Annotated in this window: 26 protein-coding genes; 14 read left to right on the forward strand and 12 right to left on the reverse strand. The window is 73.8% G+C overall.

From position 1 onward, the window contains the following. Positions 1–47: 47 nt before the first annotated feature. Genes ACFRAV_RS15110 through ACFRAV_RS15120 form a run of 3 tightly spaced genes read right to left on the reverse strand, consistent with a single transcriptional unit; the run spans position 48 to position 2847 of the window. Complete coding sequence (locus ACFRAV_RS15110) at positions 48–1025, reverse strand: metal ABC transporter permease (protein WP_382555373.1); 978 nt, start codon at positions 1023–1025, stop codon at positions 48–50. Next, complete coding sequence (locus ACFRAV_RS15115) at positions 1025–1828, reverse strand: metal ABC transporter ATP-binding protein (RefSeq protein ID WP_382555375.1); 804 nt, start codon at positions 1826–1828, stop codon at positions 1025–1027. The genes ACFRAV_RS15110 and ACFRAV_RS15115 overlap by 1 nt, the downstream gene beginning before the upstream one ends. Continuing rightward, positions 1825–2847, reverse strand: a complete 1023-nt coding sequence (locus ACFRAV_RS15120; protein ID WP_382555378.1) for a metal ABC transporter substrate-binding protein — start codon at positions 2845–2847, stop codon at positions 1825–1827. Before ACFRAV_RS15120 ends, ACFRAV_RS15115 begins: the two co-directional genes overlap by 4 nt. 252 nt (positions 2848–3099) lie before the next feature. Between ACFRAV_RS15120 and ACFRAV_RS15125 the strand changes: the two genes are divergently transcribed. After that, positions 3100–4482: a glycine--tRNA ligase gene (locus tag ACFRAV_RS15125; RefSeq protein ID WP_382555380.1), complete on the forward strand. Its 1383-nt coding sequence runs from the start codon at positions 3100–3102 to the stop codon at positions 4480–4482. A gap of 53 nt (positions 4483–4535) precedes the next feature. Beyond that, positions 4536–5630 carry a barstar family protein gene (locus ACFRAV_RS15130; protein WP_382555381.1) on the forward strand — a complete coding sequence of 365 codons (1095 nt, stop codon included), beginning with the start codon at positions 4536–4538 and terminating at the stop codon, positions 5628–5630. A 42-nt stretch (positions 5631–5672) separates the two neighbouring features. Here the strand turns inward: ACFRAV_RS15130 and ACFRAV_RS15135 are convergent, their stop codons facing one another. Continuing rightward, the gene (locus tag ACFRAV_RS15135; protein ID WP_382555383.1) at positions 5673–6095 is read right to left on the reverse strand and encodes a VOC family protein; all 423 of its coding nucleotides are present in this window, start codon (positions 6093–6095) and stop codon (positions 5673–5675) included. A gap of 172 nt (positions 6096–6267) precedes the next feature. Between ACFRAV_RS15135 and ACFRAV_RS15140 the strand changes: the two genes are divergently transcribed. The 11 genes from ACFRAV_RS15140 (at position 6268) to ACFRAV_RS15190 (ending at position 16557) form a co-directional block, all read left to right on the forward strand. Then, positions 6268–7749 (forward strand): aldehyde dehydrogenase, encoded by a 1482-nt coding sequence (locus ACFRAV_RS15140; RefSeq protein WP_382555386.1) that lies wholly within the window; start codon positions 6268–6270, stop codon positions 7747–7749. Between the two features lie 67 nt (positions 7750–7816). After that, complete coding sequence (locus tag ACFRAV_RS15145; protein ID WP_382555387.1) at positions 7817–8821, forward strand: VOC family protein; 1005 nt, start codon at positions 7817–7819, stop codon at positions 8819–8821. After that, positions 8818–9618 carry an aspartate dehydrogenase domain-containing protein gene (locus ACFRAV_RS15150; RefSeq protein ID WP_382555390.1) on the forward strand — a complete coding sequence of 267 codons (801 nt, stop codon included), beginning with the start codon at positions 8818–8820 and terminating at the stop codon, positions 9616–9618. Before ACFRAV_RS15145 ends, ACFRAV_RS15150 begins: the two co-directional genes overlap by 4 nt. Continuing rightward, entirely contained in the window at positions 9615–10442 is an 828-nt protein-coding gene (locus tag ACFRAV_RS15155; protein WP_382555392.1) for an alpha/beta fold hydrolase, read from the forward strand. The genes ACFRAV_RS15150 and ACFRAV_RS15155 overlap by 4 nt, the downstream gene beginning before the upstream one ends. A 45-nt stretch (positions 10443–10487) precedes the next feature. Then, positions 10488–11009 (forward strand): cupin domain-containing protein, encoded by a 522-nt coding sequence (locus ACFRAV_RS15160; RefSeq protein ID WP_382555394.1) that lies wholly within the window; start codon positions 10488–10490, stop codon positions 11007–11009. Further along, complete coding sequence (locus ACFRAV_RS15165; protein ID WP_382555396.1) at positions 11002–11754, forward strand: SDR family oxidoreductase; 753 nt, start codon at positions 11002–11004, stop codon at positions 11752–11754. Before ACFRAV_RS15160 ends, ACFRAV_RS15165 begins: the two co-directional genes overlap by 8 nt. Positions 11755–11777: 23 nt before the next feature. Next, positions 11778–12548 (forward strand): SDR family oxidoreductase, encoded by a 771-nt coding sequence (locus ACFRAV_RS15170; RefSeq protein WP_382555397.1) that lies wholly within the window; start codon positions 11778–11780, stop codon positions 12546–12548. A gap of 43 nt (positions 12549–12591) precedes the next feature. Further along, positions 12592–14244 carry a thiamine pyrophosphate-binding protein gene (locus ACFRAV_RS15175; RefSeq protein ID WP_382555399.1) on the forward strand — a complete coding sequence of 551 codons (1653 nt, stop codon included), beginning with the start codon at positions 12592–12594 and terminating at the stop codon, positions 14242–14244. A gap of 87 nt (positions 14245–14331) precedes the next feature. Beyond that, complete coding sequence (locus ACFRAV_RS15180; RefSeq protein WP_382555498.1) at positions 14332–15255, forward strand: PDR/VanB family oxidoreductase; 924 nt, start codon at positions 14332–14334, stop codon at positions 15253–15255. 38 nt (positions 15256–15293) lie between these two features. Beyond that, a complete protein-coding gene (locus tag ACFRAV_RS15185; protein WP_382555402.1) occupies positions 15294–15512 on the forward strand; it encodes a recombinase-like helix-turn-helix domain-containing protein in 219 nt (72 codons plus the stop codon). Positions 15513–15516: 4 nt separating this feature from the next. Then, positions 15517–16557, forward strand: coding sequence for a Rieske 2Fe-2S domain-containing protein (locus ACFRAV_RS15190; RefSeq protein WP_382555403.1), 1041 nt, complete (start codon positions 15517–15519; stop codon positions 16555–16557). 88 nt (positions 16558–16645) lie between these two features. On the opposite strand, the gene ACFRAV_RS15195 is transcribed toward ACFRAV_RS15190, so the two are convergent. From ACFRAV_RS15195 to ACFRAV_RS15215, 5 genes are all read right to left on the reverse strand, one after another. Next, positions 16646–17182, reverse strand: a complete 537-nt coding sequence (locus tag ACFRAV_RS15195) for a MarR family winged helix-turn-helix transcriptional regulator (protein WP_382555405.1) — start codon at positions 17180–17182, stop codon at positions 16646–16648. A 134-nt stretch (positions 17183–17316) separates the two neighbouring features. Further along, positions 17317–18687 (reverse strand): MFS transporter, encoded by a 1371-nt coding sequence (locus ACFRAV_RS15200; RefSeq protein ID WP_382555408.1) that lies wholly within the window; start codon positions 18685–18687, stop codon positions 17317–17319. A 214-nt stretch (positions 18688–18901) separates the two neighbouring features. Beyond that, a complete protein-coding gene (locus ACFRAV_RS15205) occupies positions 18902–21199 on the reverse strand; it encodes a xanthine dehydrogenase family protein molybdopterin-binding subunit (RefSeq protein ID WP_382555410.1) in 2298 nt (765 codons plus the stop codon). Next, positions 21196–21696 carry a (2Fe-2S)-binding protein gene (locus tag ACFRAV_RS15210; RefSeq protein ID WP_382555413.1) on the reverse strand — a complete coding sequence of 167 codons (501 nt, stop codon included), beginning with the start codon at positions 21694–21696 and terminating at the stop codon, positions 21196–21198. Before ACFRAV_RS15210 ends, ACFRAV_RS15205 begins: the two co-directional genes overlap by 4 nt. Then, positions 21693–22559 (reverse strand): FAD binding domain-containing protein, encoded by an 867-nt coding sequence (locus ACFRAV_RS15215; RefSeq protein WP_382555415.1) that lies wholly within the window; start codon positions 22557–22559, stop codon positions 21693–21695. The genes ACFRAV_RS15210 and ACFRAV_RS15215 overlap by 4 nt, the downstream gene beginning before the upstream one ends. 119 nt (positions 22560–22678) lie before the next feature. Here ACFRAV_RS15215 and ACFRAV_RS15220 point away from each other — a divergent pair, with 119 nt between their 5' ends. Further along, positions 22679–24010 (forward strand): XdhC family protein, encoded by a 1332-nt coding sequence (locus ACFRAV_RS15220; RefSeq protein ID WP_382555418.1) that lies wholly within the window; start codon positions 22679–22681, stop codon positions 24008–24010. Between the two features lie 21 nt (positions 24011–24031). On the opposite strand, the gene ACFRAV_RS15225 is transcribed toward ACFRAV_RS15220, so the two are convergent. From ACFRAV_RS15225 to ACFRAV_RS15235, 3 genes are all read right to left on the reverse strand, one after another. Beyond that, positions 24032–24451 (reverse strand): hypothetical protein, encoded by a 420-nt coding sequence (locus tag ACFRAV_RS15225; protein ID WP_382555421.1) that lies wholly within the window; start codon positions 24449–24451, stop codon positions 24032–24034. Between the two features lie 108 nt (positions 24452–24559). Continuing rightward, entirely contained in the window at positions 24560–25030 is a 471-nt protein-coding gene (locus tag ACFRAV_RS15230; RefSeq protein WP_382555423.1) for an NUDIX hydrolase, read from the reverse strand. A 106-nt stretch (positions 25031–25136) separates the two neighbouring features. Then, the gene (locus ACFRAV_RS15235; RefSeq protein ID WP_382555425.1) at positions 25137–25943 is read right to left on the reverse strand and encodes an MBL fold metallo-hydrolase; all 807 of its coding nucleotides are present in this window, start codon (positions 25941–25943) and stop codon (positions 25137–25139) included. Positions 25944–25980 lie beyond the last annotated feature (37 nt).

Genomic DNA, 25980 nt, shown 5'->3' on the forward strand with positions numbered 1-25980 from the left:
CACATTCGTGGGTCGCCGGGCCATTGTGCCAGCCCGGCGGTGCGGGGTCAGGGTCCCGGCCGTCCGGCGGGACCCGTGGCCCTCCCCGAAGGGCCCGCCGAGGGCGCGGCGTGGGATCCGCCGGAGGACCCCTCGGCCAGGGCGAGGTCGTACTCGGGCTCGTCCTCGGGACCCGGCACCCGCGCCGCCCTCGCCCGCCGCGCCTCGGCCGCCGCCCGGCGCCGGGCCAGCGGCGTCGCGGCCACCGTGAGCAGCACGAACGCGCCGATCGCGAGCAGCACGATGGTCGCGCCCGGCGGCACGTCGTTGTAGAAGGAGAGGGTCGTGCCGCCCAGCGCTGCGGTGACGCCGAGGGCGACCGCGATCGCGAAGGTCGCGGCGAAGGAACGTGCGAGCTGCTGCGCGGCGGCGACCGGGACGACCATCAGCGCGGAGATCAGCAGCAGGCCGACGACCCGCATGGCGACCGTCACGGTGACCGCCGCGGTGACCGCGACCAGCAGGTTCAGCGCCCGCACCGGCAGCCCGGTGACCCGGGCGAACTCCTCGTCCTGGCTGACCGCGAAGAGCTGGCGGCGCAGGCCCAGGGTGACGAGCAGCACGAGGGCGGCGAGCACGCAGATCGCGGTGACGTCGGAGGCGCTCACCGTGGTGAGCGAGCCGAACAGGTAGGTGGTCAGGCCCGCGTTCGTGCCGCCGGGGGCGAGCGCGGTCAGCAGCACGCCGCCCGCCATGCCGCCGTAGAACAGCATGGCGAGCGCGATGTCGCCGCGGGTGCGGCCGTACCAGCGGATCAGCTCCATCAGCACCGAGCCGGCCACCGCCACACCGGCGGCGACCCAGACCGGGGAGGAGTTCAGCAGGAAGCCCAGGCCGACGCCGGTCATGGCGACGTGGCCGATGCCGTCGCCCATCAGGGCCTGGCGGCGCTGGACCAGGTAGACGCCGATGGCCGGGGCGGTGAGGCCGACCAGGACGGCCGCGAGCAGTGCTCGCTGCATGAAGGGGTAGCTCAGGAGGTCCATCAGCTCAGCAGTCCCGTGCGCAGGTGGTCGGCGTTCTCGTCGTCGTGCGGGTGGACGTGGTCGTGGCCGGGCAGCGCGTGCTGCCCCAGGGCCTTGGGCGGCGGGCCGTCGTGCAGCACGCAGCCGTCGCGCAGCACCACCGCGCGGTCGATCAGCGGCTCCAGCGGGCCCAGCTCGTGCAGGACGAGCAGGACGGTGACGCCGCGCGCGACCTGCTCGCGCAGGGTGTCCGCGAGGACCTCCTGGCTGGCCAGGTCGACGCCCGCCATCGGCTCGTCCATGATCAGCAGCTCCGGCTCGGAGGCCAGCGCGCGGGCGATCAGCACCCGCTGGTGCTGGCCGCCGGAGAGGGCGTCCACCGGGTCCTTGGCGCGGTCGGCGAGACCGACCAGCTCCAGGGCGTGCCGCACCGCCTCGCGGTCGGCCTTGCGGAGCAGGCCGAAGCGGGCCCGGGACAGCCGACCGGAGGCCACCACCTCGGTCACGGTGGCGGGAACCCCGCCGGCGGCGGTGGTGCGCTGCGGGACGTAGCCCACCCGCGACCACTGCCGGAACCGGCGGCGGGGGACGCCGAACAGCTCGATCTCGCCGGAGACCACCGGCACCTGGCCGATGACCGCACGGACCGTGGTCGACTTGCCGGAGCCGTTGGCGCCGAGCAGGGCGACGACCTCGCCGCGCCGCACGGTCAGGTCGATGCCGCGGAGCACGGGTTTGGCGCCGAGCTCGGCGCGGACCGTGCGCAGGGAGATGACGGGCTCGTCCACGGTGCCCTCCTGGGTGGGGGAGTCCGGCCGGGTCACTTGGCCTCCAGCGCCTTCTGCAGGGCGGCGAGGTTGGCCTCCATGACCTGGAAGTAGTCGTCGCCGCGGGACTTCTCGGTGATGCCCTCCAGCGGGTCGAGCACGTCGGTGCGCAGCCCGGCGTCCCTCGCGACGGTGCGGGCCGTGCGGTCGCTGACCAGCGTCTCGTAGAAGACGGTGGTGACGCCGTCCTCCTTCGCGATGTGCTGGAGCTCCTTGACCCGGGCCGCGCTGGGCTCCGACTCGGGGTCGAGGCCGGTGAGGGACTCCTCGATCAGGCCGTACGCCTCGGCGAGGTAGCCGAAGGCGGAGTGGTTGGTGAGGAAGACGTCGGTCTTCCGGTCCTTCAGGCCGGCCTCGAACTTCTTGTCCAGCGCGTCGAGGCGGTTGACCAGGTCCTCGGTGTTGGCACGGTACTCGGCCGCGTGCTCGGGGTCGGCCTTCTGGAAGGCCTTGGAGACGCCCTGGGCGACCTCGGCGTACTTGGCCGGGTCCAGCCAGACGTGCGGGTCCTTGCCGTCGGCCTCGTGGGAGTGGTCGTGGCCCTCGTGCTCGTCGCCGGACTCCTCGGCGTGCTCGTCCGCGTGCTCGTCCGCGTGGGCGTCGGAGGACTCCTCGGCGTGGCCGTCGACCTCGGCGCCGTGCTTCTCCAGGTCGGTGAGCGAGGCGGCGTCTATCTTCCGCGGACCCTCGGTCTGCGCGACGGCCTCGTCGACGGCGGGCTGGAGGCCCTGGAGGTAGAGGACCGCGTCCGCCTCGGTGAGGGAGGCGGTCTGGCGGGCGGTGATCTCCAGGTCGTGCGGCTCCTGGTTGGGCTTCACCAGGGTGGTCACGTTCACGTTCTTCCCGCCGATCTCCTCGGCCAGGAAGGCCATGGGGTAGAACGACGCGACGACATCGAACTTCTCGGTGTTCTTGGCGTAGGCCGTGCCGTCGCCGGAGCACGCGGTCAGGGCCGTGGCCCCCAGGGCGACGGCGGAGGCGGCGGCGGTCGCGGATATGAGTCGTCGGACGTTCATGACTCTCATTTTCAACTAATATGGAAACCGTTGTCAACAACGGAGGCGGAGGCGGAGGTCAAAGCGGCGCGAAGGGGCCGGATGGGGTGTGTCGGTCCCCGCCTGGCGTCCCGGGAGCGGAACCGATTTGATCGGGGGGCAGTCCCCGCCGGTAACCTGAGGCATTCGCTGTACAGCAAGCTCCGAGGGGCCGGTGAGGCAGCCGCCGGCCGGTCCTTCGCCGCCGCCCGTCGTCGTAATGAAGAGAGCACCGTGGCCGCCGACAAGATCGACACCATCGTCAGCCTGAGCAAGCGCCGTGGCTTCGTATTCCCCTGCAGTGAGATCTACGGCGGTCAGCGCGCCGCCTGGGACTACGGTCACCTGGGTGTCGAGCTCAAGGAGAACATCAAGCGCCAGTGGTGGCGCTACATGGTGACCTCCCGCGAGGACGTCGTCGGTATCGACTCCTCCGTGATCCTCGCCTCCGAGGTCTGGGTCGCCTCCGGCCACGTCGCCACGTTCTCGGACCCGCTGACCGAGTGCACCTCCTGTCACAAGCGCTTCCGCGCCGACCACCTGGAGGAGGCGTTCGAGGAGAAGAAGGGCCGCGCCCCCGAGAACGGCCTGGCCGACATCAACTGCCCCAACTGCGGCGTCAAGGGCCAGTTCACCGAGCCCAAGCAGTTCTCCGGCATGCTCTCCACCCACCTCGGCCCGACCCAGGACAGCGGCTCCATCGCCTACCTGCGTCCCGAGACGGCCCAGGGCATCTTCACCAACTACGCCCAGGTGCAGACCTCCGCGCGCCGCAAGCCGCCGTTCGGCATCGCGCAGATGGGCAAGTCCTTCCGCAACGAGATCACGCCCGGCAACTTCATCTTCCGCACCCGCGAGTTCGAGCAGATGGAGATGGAGTTCTTCGTCAAGCCGGGCGAGGACGAGAAGTGGCAGGAGTACTGGATGGAGCAGCGCTGGGGCTGGTACACCGGCCTGGGTCTCCGTGAGGAGAACATGCGCTGGTACGAGCACCCCAAGGAGAAGCTCTCCCACTACTCCAAGCGCACCGCCGACATCGAGTACCGCTTCCAGTTCGGCGGCAGCGAGTGGGGCGAGCTCGAGGGCGTCGCCAACCGCACCGACTACGACCTCACCGCGCACTCCAAGGCCTCCGGCCAGGACCTGGTCTACTACGACCAGGAGGCCAACGAGCGCTACACGCCGTACGTCATCGAGCCGGCGGCCGGTGTCGGCCGCACCCTGCTGGCCTTCCTGCTCGACGCCTACGTCGAGGACGAGGCGCCCAACGCCAAGGGCAAGATGGAGAAGCGCACCGTGCTGCGCCTCGACCCGCGCCTCGCGCCGGTCAAGGTCGCCGTGCTCCCGCTCTCCCGCAACCCGGAGCTGTCCCCGAAGGCCAAGGGCCTCGCCCAGGCGCTGCGCCAGCACTGGAACATCGAGTTCGACGACGCGGGCGCCATCGGCCGCCGCTACCGCCGCCAGGACGAGATCGGCACGCCGTTCTGCGTCACCGTCGACTTCGACACCCTGGACGACAACGCGGTGACCGTCCGCGAGCGCGACACCATGAAGCAGGAGCGGGTCTCCCTCGACCAGATCGAGGGCTACCTCGCCTCGCGCCTGATCGGCTGCTGAGCACCCACCCGCCGCACGCGGAAACGCCCTCGCCGTGGAGACCCGGTCCGGGCATGATGCCCACCGTGAGGGAGGACGAAGACCGTCGCGGGCACGCGCGGTACACGCTGGTCGACGGCGCGCACGGGCACGCCTGGGGCGTCTGCGCCGAGGTGGAAGGCCTCTTCGGTGAGCCCGGGCGGGGGACCTGCGAACTGTTCGGCTGGGATCCACGGGCAGAGGTGCGCGGTTGGGTCGGCGACCGGGTGTGGCTGGTCCCGGACGACGAGACGTTGGGTCCCTGGCTGCTGGAGGACGCGGAGAGCGTGGGCCGGCCGCGGGGGGCGGACGGTCTCGTCCTGACCGGCCTGGACGACTACGAAGGGCCGCCCGAGGGGCACAGGGGCCGGGTCCGGGTGCACGACGGGCGTCGCCTGCTGGGCTCCTGCCGGGAGTTCGCCCGCGTGCTGCCGCCCAAGCGGTCGGCGCCGCCGCTCGTCCTGCGGGGCCTCGTCCCGGGGGAGCGGCTGCGGGCGGCACTGGCGAAGGGCACCCGGCGGGCGCTGGACCTGGAGCAGGCCGCCCTGGAGATCCGGGACGACCTCGGTGAGCCGCTCACCGAACGCCTGCTGTGGGCCAGGGTCGGCGCGTGGCGCCCGGCGTCCGAGGGAACGGACCGGATCGACCTCGAGCTCGACGGAGAGCTCTTCACGCCCGTTCCCGAACACACCCGGCCCGTCTGGGAACGGTGGTTCGCCGGTCCACCGGACGTCCGGGGCGCCTGGGCCGGCCTCGACACCCGGCGCCGCGTTGCCTGGCTCGACCTCGTCCGGGAGCGCGCCTGCCGGCGCACCCGCCCCGACCGGCAGGCCGGTCACGCCTACGTACTCGACGGCCGGCACGTCACCGACGAACCGGGCCTCTACCTGGCGCTCGGCGAGGCGGTGAACGGCCCGGGCGGCTACTTCGGCGGCTGCCTGGCCGCCCTCGACGACTGTCTGCGCGGCACCTTCGGCTACACCGCCCCCGCCACCCTGCTCTGGCGCGAGGCCGCGACGGCACGCGAGCACCTGTCCCACGCGCTGACACCGGACGGCCGGCCCCACGACCTGTTCGGCGTGGTCCTCGACGTGCTGGCCGAGGGCGGTGTGCGCGTCACCCTGGCGTGAGCCGCCGCCCGCGTGACCGGTCGGTGCGTCACGGGCGGGAGTTCAGTGACCGTCCCCGTCGGCCCGCCGGTCCAGGTAGTGCGCGCGGCCCTCGTCGTCGAGGCCGACGGAGCCGTCCGGGCCGTCCGGGATGACGCAGAACTCGTTGCCCTCCAGGTCCGCCATGACGAGGAAGCCGCCGTCGTCGTAGTCGTGCAGCCGGCGCCCGCCGAGCGCCTCGATCCGCCGCTGCTCGGCGGCCGGGTCGGGGGAGGCGATGTCGACGTGGACGCGGTTCTTGCCCGGCCGGGGCGCCTCGGCCTGCTGGAAGCCGACGACCAGGTCGCCCTGGCGGCCCAGCCAGACGTAGGGGCCCGTGCGGCCCGCCACCGGCCGGCCCAGCACCTCGGACCAGAACCCGGCGAGGCGCTCGGGGTCGACGGCGTCCACGATCACGGCCTTGATCTGCATGGATGAGTTCGTCACCACCGCCTTCTTCCCGCAAAGCCGCTCGGCACGGCCGGAACCGTGCAGGGTCCACGCTTTCGCCGGGCGTGGACCCTTGCGCCGAAATATTTAAGGGGTTAGCTTTTTAGTGCCAAGTGATCGGGGCCTCAAAGGTCCGGTCGTCCACGCGGAACGCCCTGGAGGAGAAGCCATGACCGAGACGGTGCTGCCGCCGGACGAGGCGCTGATCGCCGGGCGCTGGAGGACCGGGGCGGGCGCGCCCACCGAGGTCGTGGACCCCGCCACCGGCCGGGTGCTGACCACGCTGCACGCCGCCTCCGTCGAGGACGTGGACGAGGCGGCCCGGGGTGCGGCCCGGGCCGCCGCGGACCCCGCCTGGCGGGACCTGGCACCGCACCTGAGGGCCCGTCACCTGCACCGGATCGCCGAACTGATCGACGCGAACGCCGGGCGGCTCGCGGCGATCCAGACCGCCGACACCGGCAAGACCCTCACGGAGACCGCCGCGCTGGCGGCCAGCGCGGCGGGCACCTTCCGGTACGCGGCGGCCCTGCTGGAGACGGCGGAGGACGCCGTCACCCCCTCACGCGGCGCGTACGTCACCGTCGCCACCCACGAGCCCATCGGCGTGGTCGGCGCCATCGCCCCGTGGAACTCGCCGATCGCCTCCGACGCGCAGAAGATCGCCCCCGCCCTCGCGGCCGGCAACGGCGTGCTGCTCAAGCCCGCCGACTGGACGCCGCTCACCTCGCTGGCCCTGGGCCGGCTGATCAGCGGGAGCGGACTGCCCGAGGGACTGGTGTCGGTGCTGCCAGGCCGCGGCAGCGTGGTGGGCGACGCGATCGTCAAGCACCCGCTGGTCGGCAAGGTCACCTTCACCGGCGGGACGAACACCGGCCGCACCGTGGCGCACGCCGCCGCCGAGAAGCTGATCCCCGTCTCCCTGGAGCTGGGCGGCAAGTCGCCCACCGTCGTCCTGGAGGACGCGGACGTCGAACAGGCCCTGGCCGGCGTGATGTACGGGATCTTCTCCTCCAGCGGCCAGTCCTGCATCGCCGGCTCGCGGCTCTTCGTCGCCCGGAGCCTCTACGACGAGTTCGTGGGCGAACTGGTCGCCCGCACCGCGAAGTTGCGCGTGGGACCCGGCACCGACCCGGCGACCCAGGTGGCGCCGATGGTCCACCACCGGCACCGCGACCAGGTGGCCGCCTACGTCGACCTGGCCCGTGAGGAGGGCGCCCGGGTGCTGTGCGGCGGGGCGGTCCCCGAGGGCGAGGAGTACGCCGGCGGCGCGTACTACCTGCCCACCGTGCTCGACGGCCTGCCCGCCGACGCCCGCACCTGCCAGGAGGAGATCTTCGGCCCGGTGCTGGTCTGCCTGCCCTTCGACGACGAGGAGGACCTGGTCCGCCAGGCCAACTCCACCGTCTACGGCCTGGCCTGCGGCATCTGGACCCGCGACCTGGCCCGCGCCTGGCGGCTCGCCCGCCGGATCGAGGCCGGCACCGTCTGGATCAACACCTACAAGCAGTTCAGCTCCAGCACCCCCTTCACCGGGTGGAAGGAGAGCGGACTCGGCAGCGAGAAGGGCCGCGCGTGGCTGCGCGGTTACCAGCGGCAGAAGTCCCTGTACTTCGGCACCGACCCCGCCCCGCTGCCCTGGGCCTCCTAGGCCACGGCCCCCACCCGCACCCGCCCTGCCTCACCCCACACCCCGTTCGACGTTCAGGAGAGACGGCATGTCCGAGACGGCCCTCCAGCGGCCCCCCGTCGCGCGGCTGCGCAAGCTGCGCGCCGTGGAGCTCTTCGTCCCGACGCTCACCGAGTCCGCCGACTTCTACGCCGAGGTCTGGGGCCTGGAGACGGTCGACGCCGACCGGGACGCCGCCTGGCTGCGCGGCACCGGCGACGAGCACCACGTGCTGCGCCTGACCCGCGCCGACCGGGTGGGCCTCGGCCGCATCGCCTTCGCCGTGGGCTCCCGCGAGGAGGTCGACGAGGCCGCCCGCCGGCTGCTGGGCCGGGGCATCGTCCCCGTGCACGGCCCCGGCCCGCTGGAGCAGGCCGGCGGCGGGTACGGCGTGCGGTTCACCGACCCGGAGGGGCGGCTGATCGAGATCAGCGCCCTGGTGGAGGCGGTGCCCGAGCGCGGGCGGCAGGCCGCGGTGCCGGTCGGCGTCACGCACACCGTGCTGAACACCGTCGACATCGACGCCGCCGTCGCCTTCTACCGCGACGTGCTCGGCATGCGGGTCTCCGACTGGTCCGAGCACCAGATGGCGTTCCTGCGGGTCAACAGCGACCACCACTGCATCGCCTTCAACCAGGCCGAGTGGACCTCCCTCAACCACGTCGCCTACGAGATGGACTCGGTCGACCACTTCATGCGGGGCCTGGGCCGGCTGCGGCACCACGGCATCACGCCGCAGTGGGGTCCCGGCCGCCACGGGCCGGGCGACAACACCTTCTCCTACTTCACCGACCCGGCCGGACTGGTCTGCGAGTACACCTCCGAGGTCGCGCAGATCGTCGAGGACCGCTGGATCGCCAAGGTGTGGCGCCGGGTGCCCGAGCTGTCCGACCTGTGGGGGACGGCCGGGCCGCCCAGCAAGGAGATCCGCTGCCACATGGCGGGCGTCCCCGACCCCGGCCCGCTGGCCGCGCCGGTCGACGCGGCCCCCGCCCCCGCCGCGGACCGGACCTCCGCCCCCGCCGCGGACCGGAACTCCGGGGTGACCGCGTGAGCGCCGCCGCGCCGCTGCGGATCGGCGTGGTCGGCTGGGGCGCCATCGGCCGGGTGGTCGGCACCGCCCTGGCCGGGGGCGAGGTACCCGGCGCCGAGCTCACCCGCGTGATCGACAACCGGCCCCGCCCCGAGGCGCCCGCCCCCCAGTGCCCGATCGCCGAGGCGCTGGAGGTGTGCGACCTGGTCGTGGAGGCGGCCGGCCAGGGCTTCGTCCGCGAGTGGGGCGCCCGCATCCTCGCCTCCGGCACCGACCTGCTGGTGGCCTCCACCGGCGCGCTCACCGACGAGGCCCTCGCCGCCGAGCTGCACGCGGCCGGACCCGGCCGGGTGTACTTCACCGGCGGCGCGGTCGGCGGACTCGACCTGCTGCAGGCCGCGCGGACCATGGGGGAGCTCACCGAGGTCCGGCTGACCACCACCAAGCTGCCCGCGACGCTCGAACAGCCCTGGATGGACGCCGGGCTGCTGGAGCGGATGCGCACCGCCGACCGCCCCGTCGAGGTCATGTGCGGCACCGCCCGCGAGGTGCCCGCCCGCTTCCCGCGCTCCACCAACGTGGCCGCCTCCGTGGCCCTGGCCGTGGGCGACGCGGACAAGGTCGAGGTGCGGGTGGTCGCCGACCCGGCCGCCGTCCTCACCCGGCACGTCGTGGAGGCCGCCGGGCCGCACGGCCACTACCGCTTCGAGGTCAACCACGCGCCCGACCCGGGCAACCCGGCCACCAGCCAGGTCGTCCCGCACGCGGTCCTGCGCGGCATCGGCGCCCTCACCGGGCGGAAGGGACAGATCCTGTGACCCGCACGGCGACCCCCGCGACGGCGACGCCGTACGCGACGCACCCGGTGCACGTCGAGGAGGCCGGCGAGAAGGGCCCGCTGGTGCTGTGCCTGCACGGCATCGGCTCCTCCTCCGCCTCCTTCGCCGCCCAGCTCGAAGGCCTCGCCCCGGTCGCCCGGGTGGTCGCCTGGGACGCCCCCGGCTACGGCCGGTCACCCGACCCCGAGGGCCCGTTGACCCTCGACGACTATGCGGACACCGCGGCCCGCCTGATCGCCGAGCGCGGCGGCGACGCGCACGTGGTCGGCGTCTCCTGGGGCGGCGTGATCGCCATGCGGCTCGCCGTGCGCCACCCCGGACTGGTCGCCAGCCTGGTGATCGCCGACTCCACGCGGGGCTCGGGCACGGCCGAGGAGAAGGCCGCCGCCATGCGGGCCCGCGGCGAGCAGCTCGCCGAGGCCGGACCGCGGGCGTTCGCCGAGCGGCGCGCCCCGCGCCTGCTCTCCCCGCAGGCATCCCCGGAACAGGTCCGCGCGGCCGTCGACATCATGGCGGACGCCGTCCGGCTCCCCGGCTACGGCCACGCCGCCGAGTCCATGGCCGCCACCGACCTCACCGGGGAGCTGGAGCGGATCACCGCCCCCGCCCTGGTGCTCTGCGGCGAGGACGACCAGGTCACCGGGATCGCCGAGAGCCAGATCATCGCCGGCGCCATGCGCCGCGGCGTCTTCGTGATCATGACCGGCGCGGGCCACCTGGCCAACCAGGAACAGCCCGCCGCCTTCAACGACTGGGTCCGGGCCCACCTGCGCATCGCCGCCCGGCTCCCCGAGTCCGACTGACCGCCACCACCACCCGCACATCCCACACCGCGAACAGGAGCAGTCATGCCTCTCACCACCACCGAGTACGACAACGGCGGGGACCTCGCCACCTACACCGACCGGCTCATCGCGAGCAAGGACTCCCGGGAGCCCGACTGGGGCACCCTGTCCTTCCAGGAGAAGGCCGGCCCGCAGTACCGCCGCGCCCAGATCCGCTACGTCGGCTCCGGCGCCACCGGCAACCACGAGAACGACTCCCGGATCCTCCCCTCCGGCGGCTTCACCTTCTCCAACATGCTGCTCCCTCCGGGCGGCGAGGGCCCGGCGCACACCCACCACGACGTCGAGGAGGCCTTCTTCGTCCTGGAGGGCCAGGTCCGCGTCGGCATCCACCGCGGCCCCGACGAGGTCGAGTACCGCACCCTCGGCTACCGCGACATGATCGTCGTCCCGGCCGGGGTGACCCGCTCGCTGAAGAACGAGGGCGACACCGACGCGCTGTTCTGCGTGATCATCGGCACGCAGAAGCCGCAGGTGCCGACCTACCCGGAGTACTCGCCGCTGTACGGCGTCACCCGTGACTGAGCGGCGCACCGTCGTCGTCACCGGCGCCGGCCGTGGCCTCGGACTGGCCACGGCCCGCCGGGCCGGCGCCGACGGATTCCGCGTCGTCGTCGCCGAACTCCGCGCGGAGTGGGGCGAGAAGGCGGTGGCGGAGCTCAACGCCGAAGGCCTAGAGGCGGAGTTCGTCCGCTGCGACGTCGGCGATCCGGCCTCGGTCACCGACATGGCCGCCCAGGTCGGCGAGTCGAGCGGCGGCAAACTCCACGGCCTGGTCAACAACGCGGGCCTGGCGGACGCCGTGGGCGGACGGTACTTCCACGAGATCGAGGTCGAGGACTTCGACCGCATCATGACCGTCAACGCCCGCGGACCCTGGCTGGTCGCCCGGGCGCTGCTCCCGCTGATGCGGGCGAACGGCGAGGGCCGCATCGTCAACGTCGCCTCCGACGCCGCCCTGTACGGCTCGCCCCGCCTGGCGCACTACATCGCCTCCAAGGGCGCCCTGATCGCCCTCACCCGGGCGATGGCCCGCGAGACCGGCGACCTGGGGATCACCGTCAACGCGGTGGCCCCCGGGCTCACCGAGAGCGAGTCCTCCGAGCGGATCCCCGAGGAACGGCACGAGCTGTACCGGCTCAACCGGGCCATCTCCCGCCCGCAGCAGCCGGACGACCTCACCGGACTCATCGCCTTCCTGCTCTCCGACGAGTCCCGCTACCTCACCGGCCAGACCGTCGCCGTCAACGGCGGCTTCACGATGCACTGAATCACCTGTAGGAGACGACACCCATGGATCTCGGACTCACCGGCCGCACGGTGCTGGTCACCGGCGGCAGCTCCGGCGTCGGCCTCGCCACCGTCCGGACGCTGCTCGACGAGGGCGCCCAGGTGGCCACCTGCGGGCGGCGGGCCGAGGCCCTGGAGCGGATCGGCGCGCACGAGCGGCTGCACACCGCGGTCTGCGACGTCCGCGACGCCGACGCCGTCGCCCGCATGGTCGACGGCGTGCGGGAGCGGTTCGGCGGACTGGACGGCCTGGTCAACAACGCCGGACAGTCCCGGATGAAGCCGTTCGCCGAGTGCACCACCGAGGACTGGCGCGACGAGCTGGAGCTCAAGTTCGACGGCGTCCTCAACCCGCTCAAGGCCGCGCTGCCCCTGCTGCGGCGCTCCGACGCGGCCGCCGTCGTCAACATCAACGCGGTGCTCGCCAAGGAACCCTCGCCCCGCCTGATCACCACCAGCGCCGCCCGGGCCGGCATCCTCAACCTCTCCAAGTCGCTCTCCCGGGAGCTCGCCGCCGACGGCATCCGGGTCAACTCCGTCTGCCTCGGCCTGATCGACACCGGCCAGTGGGAACGCCGGTACCGGGCCTCCGGCACCGACCGGAGCTACGACGACTGGCAGGCCGCCCTCGCCGCCGACCGGGGCATCGCGCTGGGCCGCCTCGGCCGCGCCGAGGAGGTCGCCTACGCCGTCACCGGCCTGCTCTCCCCGCGCGCCTCCTACATCACCGGCATCAGCGTCGACGTCTGCGGCGGCATCGGCCACGCCGCCTGAGCCCTCCGCGCCCGCGCCCCCCTCAGCCCCAGGAGCCCCACCCATGACCACGCCCAACGGCGGCGACCTGCTGGTCGCCACGCTCCGCGCGCTCGGCGTCGACACCGTCTTCGGCGTCGTCAGCGTCCACAACCTGCCGCTCGTCGAGGCCGTCGACCGCGACCTGCGCTTCGTCCCCGTGCGGCACGAGGCGAGCGCCGTCAACGCCGCCGACGCCTACGGCCGGGCCCGCGGCACCCTCGGCTGCGCGCTCACCTCCACCGGCACCGGCGCCGGCAACGCCGCCGGGTCGCTGATCGAGGCGCTGTCCGCCGGGACCTCGGTGCTCCACGTCACCGGGCAGATCGACAGCGCCTACCTGGGCCTGGGGCGCGGCTTCATCCACGAGACCAAGGACCAGCTGGGCATGCTGACCGCGGTCTCCGCGTACGCGGCGACGGTCACCGACCCCGCCGAGGCCGGACGCATCCTGCGCGAGGCGGCCGCCGCCGCGCTCGCCGTCCCCGGCGGCCCGGCGAGCGTCGAGTGGCCCATCGACCTGCAGTACGCGCCCCAGGACCCGGCGGCCCTGGACGGCACCCTCCCGGAGGCCCCGGTGCTTCCGGAGCCGTCCGCCGCCGAACTCGACGCCGCGGCCGCCCTGCTGGCCGGCGCGCGTCGACCGCTGGTGTGGGCCGGAGGAGGCGCGGCCCGTGCGGGGGCCGGACTCTCCGCGCTGCTGGACGCCCTGGGGGCAGGCCTGCTGACCTCCAACTCCGGCCGCGGAGCCGTACCCGAGGACGATGTGCGCGTCGTCGGGAACTTCGCCTCCGGCCCCACCGGCCGCGCCCTGCTCGCCGAGGCCGACGCGCTCCTCAGCGTCGGCACCCACTTCCGCTCCAACGAGACCGGCGACTACGGGCTCCAGCTGCCCACCGCTCACGTCCAGATCGACGCCGACCCGGCCGCCCTGGGCCGCGTGTACCCCGCGACGCACGCCCTGCGCGGCGACGCGGACACGGTGCTCGCCGCGCTCGCCCGGCGGATCGCCGAACGCGGCGCGGCCACCGAGGAGGGCTGGGGCGAGCAGGTGCGCGGCGCCCGGGACAGTGCCCGCGCCGCCCTGCGCGACGGCATCGGCCCGCAGGCCGCCGTCCTCGACGCCCTCACCGCCGCCCTCCCGCGCCGCGCGGTGATCGCCCGGGACGTCACCGTCCCCTCCTCCAGCTGGGGCAACCGCCTGCTGCCGATCCACGACCCGCGCGACAACGTCTTCCCGCGCGGCGGCGGCATCGGCCAGGGCCTCGGCATGGGCATCGGCGCCGCCCTCGCCCACCCGGAGCGGCCCACCGTGGTGATGGCCGGCGACGGCGGCCTCGCCGTCCACCTCGGCGAACTGCTCACCCTCGCCCAGGAGCGGCCCCGCCTGACCCTGGTCGTCTTCAACGACGGCGGCTACGGCGTCCTGCGCAACATGCAGGACCGCTACTTCGACCGCCGCTCCGGCGTCGACCTGTTCACCCCCGACTTCGAGGCGCTCGCCGCCGCCACCGGACTGCCCTACCGGCGGATCGCCTCCGAGGAGGACGCCGGCCCGCAGATCCGGGCCGCCGTGGAGAGCGACGGCCCCACCCTCGTCGAGGTCGACCTCGACGCCCTCGGCCCCATGAAGAACCCGTTCACCCCGCCGGTCTCCGTCCCCGGCCGGACCCAGTAGTCAGCACCCGTAGCCAGCACCAGGAGAAGGAGGGCGGTCGTGAGCGACACCCGAGAAGAGACACGGCTCGACCTGCTGGTCCACCGGATGACCTGGGAGGCCGACGGCGTCGTCTCGGTGGAACTGGTCCACCCCGACGGCAAGCCGCTGCCCGCCTGGACGCCCGGCGCCCACGTCGACGTCCACCTCGGCGGCCTGATCCGCCAGTACAGCCTCTGCGGCGACCCCGCCGACACCGGCCGCTACCGCATCGCCGTCCTCAACGAGCCGTCCTCACGCGGGGGTTCGGCCCACGTGCACGCGAAGCTGCGGCCCGGGCAGAGCGTCACCGTCAAGGGCCCGCGCAACCACTTCGCCCTCGAGGACGCCGAGCGGTACCTGTTCGTGGCCGGCGGCATCGGCATCACCCCGATCCTCGCCCAGGCCCGCGAGGCCACCGCCCTCGGCCGGCCCTGGAAGCTCTGGCACGGCGGCCGCCGCAGCGACTCCATGGCGTTCGGCGACGAACTCGCCGCGCTCGGCGGCGGCCCCGTGGTGCTCCACCCGCAGGACACCCACGGCCACCTCGACCTGCCGGCGATCCTCGCCGAGGCCGAGGCGGACCCCGGCGCCCTCGTCTACTGCTGCGGGCCCGAGCCGCTGCTCGCCGCGATCGAGACCGCCTGCGCGGAGCGGGGCCTGCGCGACCGGCTGCGCCTGGAGCGGTTCGCCGCGGTCAAGGCGCCCGCCCCGGAGGGCGGGGAGCAGGCCTTCGAGGTCGAGTGCGCCCGCTCCGGCGCCACCGTCACCGTCGGCCCCGAGGAGTCGATCGTCGACGCCCTGGAGAACGCCGGTGTCGCCGTGGAGACCTCCTGCCGCGACGGCATCTGCGGAACCTGCGAGACCCGCGTGCTCGACGGCACGCCCGACCACCGGGACATGCTGCTCAGCAGCGAGGAGCAGGCCGCGGGCAGGTCGATGATGATCTGCGTCTCCCGCTGCGCCTCCGCCCGCCTGGTGCTGGACCTCTGAACTCCACCGCCCCTTACGCCCGTTCACCGGAGTAACCCATGACGACCCGATATGTCGTGGTGCACCAGACGCGCACCCACGAACCCACCGCCTACGAACTCAAGCTCGCCGGGGCCCTCGAAGAGGTCTACGCGAAGCAGGGCCACGAACTGGCCGACGTGGTGCGGGGACTGAACAGCAGCAGCGTCTTCCCGCCGGACGGCGGAACCTGGACCGAGGAGTCGTTCCGGGCCGAGATCGAGCGACTGGGAGCGTGACGAGATGACGACTGCCGCACCTGCCTCCGCCGGGTCCGTCGAGGAACTCGCCGAGCGGATCCACGCCACCGGGCTGCGCAACCAGTGGTACCCCGTCCTGCCCTCGCACCACGTGGGCGACGGCGAGATGAAGCGCGTGACGCGCTGGGGCGAGCCCTGGCTGCTCTTCCGCCGTCCCACCGGGCAGCTCCACATGATCGCCGACCGGTGCCCGCACCGCAGCGCCCCGCTCTCCCTGGGCCAGCACCTCGGCGACCGGGTCGCCTGCCTCTACCACGGCGTCCAGGTGGACGGCGAGGGCACGGTCGTCTCCGTGCCCGGCCTGCCCGGCTGCAACCTGGAGGGCAAGCGGCTGGTGCGCTCGCTGCCCGTCCAGGAGCACTGCGGGGCGATCTTCGCCTACTGGGGCGACGAGCGGCACCCCGAGCCGCCGGAGCTGGTGCTGCCGGACCGGCTGCGCGACGCGGACACCGCCCACTTCCTCAACTACGCCGAGTGGGGCGCCCCGTGGCGCTTCTACGTGGACAACGTGCTGGACCCGATGCACGGGGCGTTCCTGCACGGCCACTCCCACTCCATGTCCGGCGGCGCGAAGTCGGCGCGCTTCCGCATCCGGGAGACCGGGCGGGGCTTCTTCTTCGAGAAGACCGACCAGGTCGGCGTGAACTTCGACTGGGTCGAGTTCGGCCGCACCGGCGTCGACTGGGTCGACCTGGAGATCCCGTACCAGCCGTACGCGGGGCCGGGCGGCGCCTTCGGCATCGTCGGCATGGTGGTGCCGGTCACCGCGACCGAGTGCGCGGTGTTCCACTGGCGGACCCGGAAGGTCCAGGGCTGGGAGCGGGCCTCCTGGCGCTTCCTGTACCGGACCACGCTGGAGGCGCGCCACCACGAGGTGCTGGAGCAGGACCGGGTGATGCTGGAGGGCATGCCGGCCGACGGGGACGTGGGGGAGAACCTGTACCAGCACGACCTGGGCGTGGTGCGGATCCGCCGGTTCTACCGGGCGGAGGCCGCCCGGCAGGCGGCGGAACTCCTCGCCTGAACCGAGCCCTCGCCCCACGCCGCACCGCACGCAGGCCCCCTCGCGCCAGAAGCGCGAGGGGGCCCGCGTCGTGCGGCAGGGCGAGCGGTCACCCCGTGCCGTTGGCGTCCGCGGAGTCCGCCAGGCTGCGCTCCAGCTTCTGCAGCAGCGTGGCCAGTTGCACCCGCTCCTTCGGCCTGAGCCCGGCCAGCATCCGGCGTTCGTTGTCCAGGTGCTCCGCGAAGAGCGTGTCGATCAGCTTGAGGCCGGCCGGGGTGAGCCGGCAGTGGACCACCCGCCGGTCGCCCGCGTCCCTCTCGCGCACGATGAGGCCGTCGCCCTCCAGCCGGTCCAGCCGCAGCGTCACACCGGCCGAGGAGACCAGGCTGGTGGCCGCCAGCTCGCCCGCGGTGAGCCGGTACGGCTCGCCCGCCCGCCGCAGGGCCGCCAGCACGTCGAAGCCGGCCATCGAGAGCCCGGCCGCGACCAGCGGCTTGCTGGTCTGCGCCTGGTAGAGCAGGAAGGAACGGTGCAGCCGCCCCAGCACTTCGATCGGGGACGGGTCGAGGTCGGGCCGCTCACGGTGCCACTCCTCGATGATGCGCGACACGGCGTCCGTATCGGCGCCCTGTTCCCTGCCGGCCACAGCGGTCTCCCTCCCCGGTTCTTCTTGCTGGTGAAAAGTTACTCCCTTAACGGACCCCGCGGGTACGTCCGCTGCACGCGAAGGGCCGGACGGCCCCGTGCGGGGTGTCCGGCCCGTCGTCGTGACGCGCGAGGTCAGGAGTTCAGCTCCTCGAGCGTCTTCCCCTTGGTCTCCACCGCGAAGCAGGCGACGATCGCGCCCACCGCGGCGACGACCGCCAGCTGGATGAAGATCACGCTCAGGTCGGCGCCGGAGGCGAGGATCGCGCCCACCGTGATCGGACCGAGGATCACGCCCAGGCGGTTCCAGACGCCGCCGAAGGCCGCGCCCTTGGCACGGTTGCGCGTCGGGTACAGCTCGGGCGAGTACAGGTACAGCGAGGCGTTGATCACGAAGATGAAGAAGGTGGTGCAGGAGGCGAACAGCGCGACCTGGCCGCTGGAGGTGGCGCCGGCCACCGCGAGCGCAGCGAGCGCCGCGGTGGTGCCGATCAGCGCGGTCAGCAGCAGCGGCTTGCGGCCGATGCGGTCGACCACCAGGGCGGCGATCAGCGTGCCGACCAGGCCGGTGGCGTTGCTCAGCAGGGAGTAGGTGAGCGCCGTCGTGAGGTCCAGGCCGAAGTGCTTGGTGTACAGCGACGGCAGCCAGGTCGAGATGCCGTGGTTCACGTAGTAGGCGACGAACCACATCGTCGACAGGACGGCGGTGCGGCGCAGGTAGCGGCCCTGGAAGATCTCCCGCAGGCGGCCCCGGGACTCCTCCGCCGGCATCGCCGGCGCGGGCTCGGGCAGCGGCTCGCGGGTGGCGGCGGTGATCTCCTCCTCGATCCGGGCGACGACCTCCTCGGCCTCCTCCAGGCGCCCCTGCGAGGCCAGCCAGCGCGGGGACTCCGGCACCTTGCGCACCAGCACCAGGGCGAGCAGCACCGGCAGGCCGCCCAGCAGGAACATCGCCTGCCAGCCGAGGTTGGGCACCACCCACACGGCGGTCAGGGAGGCCGCGGAGAGGCCGGCCGGGAAGATCAGCTCGTAGAGCAGGACCAGCTTGCCGCGGCTGTCCGAGCGGGCGATCTCGTTGATGTAGGTGGCCGCGATCGGCACCACGCCGCCGATGCCGACGCCCTGCGCGAAGCGGAACAGGGCGAACATCTCGATGTTGGCGGAGGCCGCCACCGCGATGCTGGCGAGCCCGGTGAGCAGCACGCCGAGGGCGACGGTGCGCACCCGGCCGATCCGGTCGCCGAGCCAGCCCGCGACGAACGCGCCCAGCAGCATGCCCACCGAGGCGGCGGTGACGGCGAAGGTGGCCTGGCCGGTGGACAGGTTCCACTGCTCGGTCAGGACGGGCAGGGCGGAGGCGGCGAGCAGCTGGTCGAACGCCTCGAAGAAGGTGACGGCGCCGATGAGGAAGCGGACCTTCACGTGCCAGCGGGAGTGCGGCAGTCGTTCGATCCTGGCGGCGATGGAGCCGGAGCCCACCACCTCTTTCGTGGCCACGGTCGTCATGGGAGTCCTTCCGCGAGCGGGGCGGGTCGGCGGATGCGTGAGCAGATGCGGCGACCCTAGGACCGCATATCTAAGGGGTCAATATTTTTGGCCTGAAATTAATTCGATGCTTCGACGGCCGCGCTCGGGGGCAGCGCCGAGGCCCCCTCGGCCGGTGTCCGGTCCGGACCGAGGGGGTGCGGCGAGAGGGCTGTCCCCGCCGGGGACGGGCAGCTCAGGCAGTGGGGGAGTCCACCTCCCGCAGGGCGCGGAAGACCCGCTCGGGGGTCAGCGGAAGGGTGGTGACCCTCGCTCCGGTGGCGTCCTGCACGGCGTTGGCGATGGCGGCGGCGATCGGCACCATGGTGCCCTCGCCGGCGCCCTTGGAGCCGAACGGACCGGGTCCGTGGCCCTGTTCCTGGGAGATGGAGACGAAGGAGGCGGGCAGGTCCTCGGCCATCGGCACCCGGTAGTCCAGCGCCTCGCCGTTGACCAGGACGCCGTCCTCGTACCGCATCTCCTCGAACAGCGCCTGCCCGTAGCCCATCAGGGCGGCGCCCTCCTCCTGCCCCCGCACCACCAGCTTGTTCGCGGCCCGTCCGACGTCGCCGCTCGCCACCAGCTTGAGCACCGTCACCGCGCCGGTGTCCGGGTCCACCTCGACCTCGGCGCCGGCCCAGCCGATCTCCCAGAACACGCAGGGCGCCTCCAGCGGCGCCTGAGGGGAGTTGGGCGCCTTGAAGAAGCCGTCGCCGCTGAACTCGTAGCCGGTGCCGCCGAAGACGGCCAGGATCATCGGCGTCAGCGGGTGGACCGTGCCGTCCAGTCGCACTCCCCAGTCGACCAGCTCCAGGTCGGACGGCGCGCATCCCAGCCGGCCGGCCGCGAACTCCAGCACGCGGTCGCGGGCCTGTTCGGCGGCGAGCTGCACGGCGCGTCCCGTCACCGTCATGCCGGAGGAGGCGTTGGTGCCCTGGTCGAAGGGGGAGGTGTCGGTGGAGACGGACGCGTAGGAGATCCGTTCCGGCGGCAGCCCCAGCACCTCCGCGGCGACCAGGCACAGCGCCGTCGAGATGCCCTGGCCGATCTCCACCGAGCCGGTGGAGACGATGACCTGTCCGGTCGCGTTGACCTTCACCCGGGCCTGCGCCGGCTTGTTGACGCCGCCGCCGTCCTTGAACCCGATCGCCAGTCCCATGCCGCGGTTCGGCCGCTTCTCCCGGCCCTGATAGCCGAGTTCGGCGGCGACCAGGTCCAGTCCCTCGACCAGGTCGCTGTCGATGCCGCTCTCGCCCGGCATGAACGGCTCGCCCAGCGCCTTGAGGTTCTTCACCCGCAGGTCGTAGGGGTCCATGCCGAGCCGTCGGGCGATCATGTCGATCTGACTCTCGCTCGCCCAGGTCGCCTGGGTCGCCCCGAAGCCGCGGAACGGCCCGGCCGGCGTGGTCGAGGTCATCACGCAGGCGCACGAGGAGCGCACGTGCTCCCAGCGGTAGGGGCCGGGGATGCGGTAGCCGGCCTTCTCCGCGACCAGCGGACTGCCGTCGGTGTAGGCGCCGGCGTCGAGCAGCACCTCGCTCTCCCGGGCGACGAAGGTCCCGTCGGCCAGGAGGCCGGTGCGCACCTTCAGCACCGCGGCGTGCTGGCTGAGGGTGAGGAAGCCCTCCTCGGTGGTCAGGCAGTAGCGGACCGGCCGCCCGGTGAGCCTCGACAGCAGGATCGCCACCGGCTCGGTCTTGCAGTTGTGCTTGGCGCCGAAACCGCCGCCCACGAACGGCACGTCGACCCGCACCGAGGACTCCTCCACCCGGAACACCCGGGCGATCTCCCGGCGCAGCGGGAACGGGTTCTGGGTGGAGGTCCACACCTCGATCCGGTCGCCGCGCGCGTCGGCGACGGTGACGAAGGGCTCCAGGTGGAAGTGGTTCATCCGGGAGAAGACGAAGGTGTCCTCGAAGACGTGGTCGCAGCGCTCCCACACCTCGTCGGAGCCCGTCTCGTAGCGGAACTCGTAGCAGACGTTGGGCCTGGGCCACAGCGCGCCGGAGGCCCCGGCCCCGTAGGGCGGCACCACGCCGCGCGGCTTGTCGCCGGGGAACAGCTCGGGGGCGCCCTCGGCCAACGCGGCCTCGACGTCCGGCAGGGTGTCCAGCACCTCGTACTCGACGTCGATCAGCGCGAGCGCAGCCAGCGCGGCCGCCTCGTCCTCGGCGGCCACCGCCGCGACCGGGTCGCCGACGTACCGCACCCGGTCGGTCGCGACGATCGGCTGGTCCTTGATGAAGTAGCCGTAGACGGCGTCCAGTCCGTCCAGGTCGTCGCGGGTGATCACCGCGTGCACGCCGGGGACCTCGCGCGCCCTGGTCGCGTCCACCGACACCAGCCGGGCGTGCGGGTGCGGGCTGCGCAGCACCTTGGCGTGCAGCATGCCGGGCAGCGTGACGTCCGCGGTGTACCGGGCGGCGCCGGTGACCTTGAGGGTCGCGTCCTTGCGGGGCGCGGTGGAGCCGAAGGCGCTGGTCCTGCCGGTCACGCTTCCTCCCGGATCAGCTCGGCGGCCCGGCGGACCGAGTCGAGGATCATCGCGTAGCCGGTGCACCGGCAGATGTTGGAGGAGATCCAGTCGCGGATCTGCTCCTCGGTGGGCTCGGGGTGCTCGCGCAGCAGGGCGGTCGTCAGCATCACCATGCCGGGGGTGCAGTAGCCGCACTGGAAGCCGCCGCACTCGGCGAACGCCCGCTGCACGGGGCCGGGTCCGCCGCCCTCGGACTGCCCGGCGACGGTCTCCACCGAGCGGCCGTCCACGCTGAAGGCGAAGACGCTGCAGGAGGCCGTGGGCACGCCGTCGATCAGCGTGGTGCACGCCCCGCAGACGCCGCGCTCGCAGGACGCCTTCACCCCGGTGTTGCCCATCCGGTCGCGCAGCAGGTCCAGCAGCACCGTCTGCGCGGGTATCTCCTCGCGGCGACGGCGGCCGTCGACCTCCACATCGACGGTGATCCGCCGGGCGGCGGTCCGGTCGGTGCTCACGCGCTCTCCTTCTCTTCGGCCTGTTCGGCGGTACGGGCGTCCAGCAGGCGGCGCAGCAGAACCCCGGCCAGGTGGCGGCGGTAGTCGGCGCCCGCCGCGGCGTCGCCGACACCGTCGGGCAGTGCGGCCGCGGCCCGGGCGGGGTCCTCGCCCAGGGCCAGGCGGACGGTGTGCGGGCGGGTGTACTCCGAGCCCACGGTCAGCGTGACCTGGTCGCCGCGCACCGCGACGGCGGCGGTGGCCAGCGGGCGCATCGACCGCTCGTAGCCGAACCAGACGCCGGCGGTGTCCGGCACCACCACCTCGGTCAGCAGCGCCCCGGGCGGCTCCGGCCGGTCCCACAGGGCGGCCGGGTCCAGCTCCAGCGGCCCCTCGGGGGTGTGGAACAGCAGCCGCGCGCCGAGCGCCTGCAGCATGATCGACATCTCGTAGCGGGTGCGCCGCGCCATCAGGTTGCCGCCGACGGTCGCCCGCTGCCGGATCCGGTGGTTGGCGATCCGCCCCCAGGCCGCGGCGAAGTTCGGCAGGGCGCTCCGGACCACCTCGTGGCGGGCGCCGTCGTGGTGGGCGACCCCGGCGCCGATCCGCAGCCCGCCGTCCTCGGCGACCACCCCGTCCAGCCCGGCGACCCGGTCCAGGGCGACCAGGCTGTCGCAGCGCAGCCCCTCCCGGAACTGGGCGAACAGGTCGCTGCAGCCCTGCGCGTAGACCGCGCCGGGGCGGGCGCCCTCGGACACCGCCTCCTCCACCGAGGTGGGGCGGTGCAGGGCGAAGGGCGCGATGGTGCGCTGGGTGGGCGCGACCAGACCGTTGGGGAGCAGGAGCATGGGCAGGACCTCCAGCGACGCGGCGACCGGGGGCACGGGAACCGCTACACAGAGTTATCTAATGCCTGAATATTCGATTGCGGAGATGTTTAACACCCTTTCCGGGCAGGCCACAAGGGGTGTCTTCAAAACTCTTTAAGTGTTAAAACGACCTCATGATCGACCTGCTGACGCCGCTGCGACGGTGGCACGAGGCCGGGACCGACTTCGCGGTGGCCCTCCTGGTGGAGGCCCACGGCAGCGCGCCCCGGCGGCCCGGCGCCGCGATGGCGGTCGGCGCGGACCGCGCGGTGGCCGGGAGCCTGTCCGGCGGCTGCGTCGAGGGCGCGGTCTACGAGGCCGGCCTGGCGGTGCTGGCCGACGGCATCCCGCAGGTCCACGTCTTCGGGGTCGGCGACGAGGACGCCTTCGCGGTGGGCCTCACCTGCGGCGGCACGCTGCGGGTGCTGGTCCGCGCCTACCGGGGCGCGGGCGAACGCGCCGCGCTGCTGGACGTCCTGGAGGCGGCGGAGCGGGGCGAGGCGGTGGCCCTGGCGACGGTGGTGGACACGGCCCCCGCGGCGGAGCCGCCCGGCCGGGGCGGGGCCGCGGGGGAGGACGGCGGCCGTGGCGAAGGCGGCGGCGAGATCCGCGCTGACGGCGCGGTCGGTGGTGACGGCCCGGCCGTCGGGGTCGCGGTCGGCGCGCAGCTGGCGGTGCGGCCCGACGGGACCGTGGCCCACGGCGACGGCGGGACCGGGACCCATGGCGACGGCGGCACCGTGGCCGACGGCGACGGCGGGACCCTGCCCCAGGGCGACGACGCGTGGGGCGGCGCCCCCGAGCTGGCCCGGGCTGTGGCGCAGGACGCGCGGGCGCTGCTGTCCGCGGGGGGCGACGCGCTGCGGCGCTACGGCCCGCGCGGCGAGCGGCGCCGCGAGGAGACGGCCGTCTTCGTCCGGAGCTTCACGCCGCCGCCGCGGATGCTGGTGTTCGGCGCCATCGACCACGCGGCGGCCACCGCGCGGATGGGCGCCTTCCTCGGCTACCGGGTGACCGTCTGCGACGCCCGCCCCGTCTTCGCCACGCCCGAGCGGTTCCCGATGGCCGACGAGGTGGTGCGGGCCTGGCCCTCGGACTACCTGGCGGCCACCGAGGTCGACGCGCGGACGGTGATCTGCGTGCTCACCCACGACCCCCGCTTCGACGTCCCGCTGCTGGTCGAGGCGGTGCGCACGCCCGCCGCGTACATCGGCGTGATGGGCAGCCGCCGCATCCACGCCGAGCGGACCGCCCGGCTGCGCGAGGCCGGCGTCGACGAGGCCGCTCTGCGCCGCCTCGCCTCGCCGATCGGCCTCGACCTGGGCGCCGTCACCCCCGAGGAGACGGCCGTGTCCATCGCCGCGGAGATCGTCCGCACCCGCCGCGGGGGCACCGCCCTCCCGCTCTCCGCCCTGGACGGCCCCATCCACCGGCCCGCCGACGACGGCCGCCCCCTGCCGGCCTGAGACGGGGCGCCCGACCGGCCCCTACGCGAGCCTTGAGTACACCTGCCACCAGCGGTCCGCCTCGACGCGCGTCAGTTCGGCGTCGTACTGCCCGGCGTCGAAGTGGAGGTCCGGCGGCGGGTGGGGCACGAGTGTGTGCGCGGGCCAGGGCACCTGCCGGTCCGACCACCGGACGATCTCTCCGAACCGCTGCACGACCAGGGTCATGAAGCCGCAGCACCCGCCGGTGCACTCGGGTTCCCCGAGTTCCAGGCGGCGGGCCTCCCCGGTCCCGCGCAGCGGGCTGTGCCGCCCTTCCGGCAGCACGTCCGAGGCCCACGGACCGCGACCGCCCTGTGCGACCGCCTCCTCGACGATGTCCTCGCCGTTGACCCAGAACCGCACCTGGGCCGACCACCGGGGTCCCGGCGGCAGCACCGTGATCTCCAGACGATCGAACATACGGCCACCTTACGGGGCGCCGACGTGCGGGTTCAGGGGCGATCGGGTCGCCCTCCCACGCGCGCCGGGTCCGTCACGGACGCCCGCCCGCGCAGCCGGTCCCGCGCGTCAGGCGTCGTCCCGCCAGGGGCCGTCCGGCGCCAGCGTGGCGAGCACGGCGGCCAGCTGCGGCGGCTCGACCGGGTCGGGGAGCGAGCCCAGGTCCGGCCACGCCACCCAGGCGTGGGTGTCCAGGCTGGTCAGCTCGTAGGGGAGCAGGCCGGTCCGCACCAGCGCGGGGCGCTCCTCGGCGAACCGCGCGACGAAGAAGTGCTCCGTCCCGACGTACCGCTTGCCGCCCCACACCACGTCACGCCCGACCGGCACCGACCGGTCGAGGACGGCGGCCGGGTCGAGCCCCGTCTCCTCGGCCAGTTCACGGCGGGCCGCGGCCAACGGCGTCTCGCCCGGCTCGACCCCGCCCCCCGGCGGTTCCCAGAGGTGCGTCCCGTCGAACGGGTCGCGCCAGCGCATGAGCAGCAGGCGTCCGACGGCGTCCAGACAGAGGATCCGGGCAGCCACCCGGCGCGTCGTCTCCACACCGCGACCGTATGCGCCACCCGTGAGGAGCCGGACCGCGGCCCCGGCCACCCCCGGGCCCCCGGCCCCCCCGGCCCTCCGGTCCGCGGGCGGCCGCCCACGGCGCCTACCCGGCCGCCACCTCCACGCTCCCGCCCGGCTTCGGCATCCGCAGACGGTCGGAGAGCCCCGCCGCCGCGAACGCCTCGGTCAGGGCGTCGCCGCCCTCGCTGAAGTGCTGCCAGTGCTCGAAGTGGAGCGGGACCACCTGCCGCGCCCCGAGGATCTCCGCGGCCTGCGCGGCCCAGGCGCTGGAGAGGGTCAGGAAGGCGCCCGGCAGCAGCGGCGTCAGCACCCCGCCCGCGAAGAGCACCGCCACGTCGAAGGGGCCGAACCGCTCCGCGATCCCGCGCACCACGTCCAGCGAGGCGTTGTCCCCGCTCACGTACACCGTGGGCAGCCCGTCGCCGGAGAGCACGAACCCGGTCACCTCGCCCACGAGGTGCTCGGTGCCGTCGGGGCCGTGCTGCGCGGGCACGCCGGTGATCCGCAGCGCCCCGCCGTCCGGCCGGGGCAGCTCCACGCTCTCCCCGTCCGCCAGCGCCCGCACCGTGCCGCCGAGCCGCTGCCGCGCGGACTCCGTGGACAAGGTGAGCGGGACGCCGTCGAGGAACGCCCGCCCCGCGTGGTCGAGGTTGTCGGCGTGCTGGTCGTGGGAGAGCAGCACGGCGTCGACAGGGCCGATCTCCGCCGCGCCGACCGCCGGACCGGCCGTCTTGACCAGGGTGGTGCCGCCCCCGGGCGCGGGGTAGTCGCCCGGCGGGTCGAAGGTCGGGTCGGTGAGCAGGCGGACCCCGCCGGTCTCCAGGACCGCCGTGGGGCCGCCGACGTAACGCACGGTGAAGGGCGCGGACGCGCCGGTCGATGAGGTCATGCCTCCACCGTGCGTCCCGGCGGTCCCCGGCCGTGAG

Source organism: Streptomyces sp. NPDC056600 (assembly GCF_042792855.1).
Classification (GTDB): Bacteria; Actinomycetota; Actinomycetes; order Streptomycetales; family Streptomycetaceae; genus Streptomyces.

Bases quoted from the DNA above. Each gene is read 5' to 3' on its own strand.
- ACFRAV_RS15120 (WP_382555378.1), bottom strand. From the start codon at position 2,847: ATGAACGTCCGACGACTCATATCCGCGACCGCCGCCGCCTCCGCCGTC.
- ACFRAV_RS15220 (WP_382555418.1), top strand. From the start codon at position 22,679: ATGATCGACCTGCTGACGCCGCTGCGACGGTGGCACGAGGCCGGGACC.
- ACFRAV_RS15140 (WP_382555386.1), top strand. From the start codon at position 6,268: ATGACCGAGACGGTGCTGCCGCCGGACGAGGCGCTGATCGCCGGGCGC.
- ACFRAV_RS15170 (WP_382555397.1), top strand. From the start codon at position 11,778: ATGGATCTCGGACTCACCGGCCGCACGGTGCTGGTCACCGGCGGCAGC.
- ACFRAV_RS15200 (WP_382555408.1), bottom strand. From the start codon at position 18,687: ATGACGACCGTGGCCACGAAAGAGGTGGTGGGCTCCGGCTCCATCGCC.
- ACFRAV_RS15180 (WP_382555498.1), top strand. From the start codon at position 14,332: ATGACCTGGGAGGCCGACGGCGTCGTCTCGGTGGAACTGGTCCACCCC.
- ACFRAV_RS15190 (WP_382555403.1), top strand. From the start codon at position 15,517: ATGACGACTGCCGCACCTGCCTCCGCCGGGTCCGTCGAGGAACTCGCC.
- ACFRAV_RS15145 (WP_382555387.1), top strand. From the start codon at position 7,817: ATGTCCGAGACGGCCCTCCAGCGGCCCCCCGTCGCGCGGCTGCGCAAG.
- ACFRAV_RS15185 (WP_382555402.1), top strand. From the start codon at position 15,294: ATGACGACCCGATATGTCGTGGTGCACCAGACGCGCACCCACGAACCC.
- ACFRAV_RS15175 (WP_382555399.1), top strand. From the start codon at position 12,592: ATGACCACGCCCAACGGCGGCGACCTGCTGGTCGCCACGCTCCGCGCG.
- ACFRAV_RS15235 (WP_382555425.1), bottom strand. From the start codon at position 25,943: ATGACCTCATCGACCGGCGCGTCCGCGCCCTTCACCGTGCGTTACGTC.
- ACFRAV_RS15160 (WP_382555394.1), top strand. From the start codon at position 10,488: ATGCCTCTCACCACCACCGAGTACGACAACGGCGGGGACCTCGCCACC.
- ACFRAV_RS15110 (WP_382555373.1), bottom strand. From the start codon at position 1,025: ATGGACCTCCTGAGCTACCCCTTCATGCAGCGAGCACTGCTCGCGGCC.
- ACFRAV_RS15130 (WP_382555381.1), top strand. From the start codon at position 4,536: ATGATGCCCACCGTGAGGGAGGACGAAGACCGTCGCGGGCACGCGCGG.
- ACFRAV_RS15225 (WP_382555421.1), bottom strand. From the start codon at position 24,451: ATGTTCGATCGTCTGGAGATCACGGTGCTGCCGCCGGGACCCCGGTGG.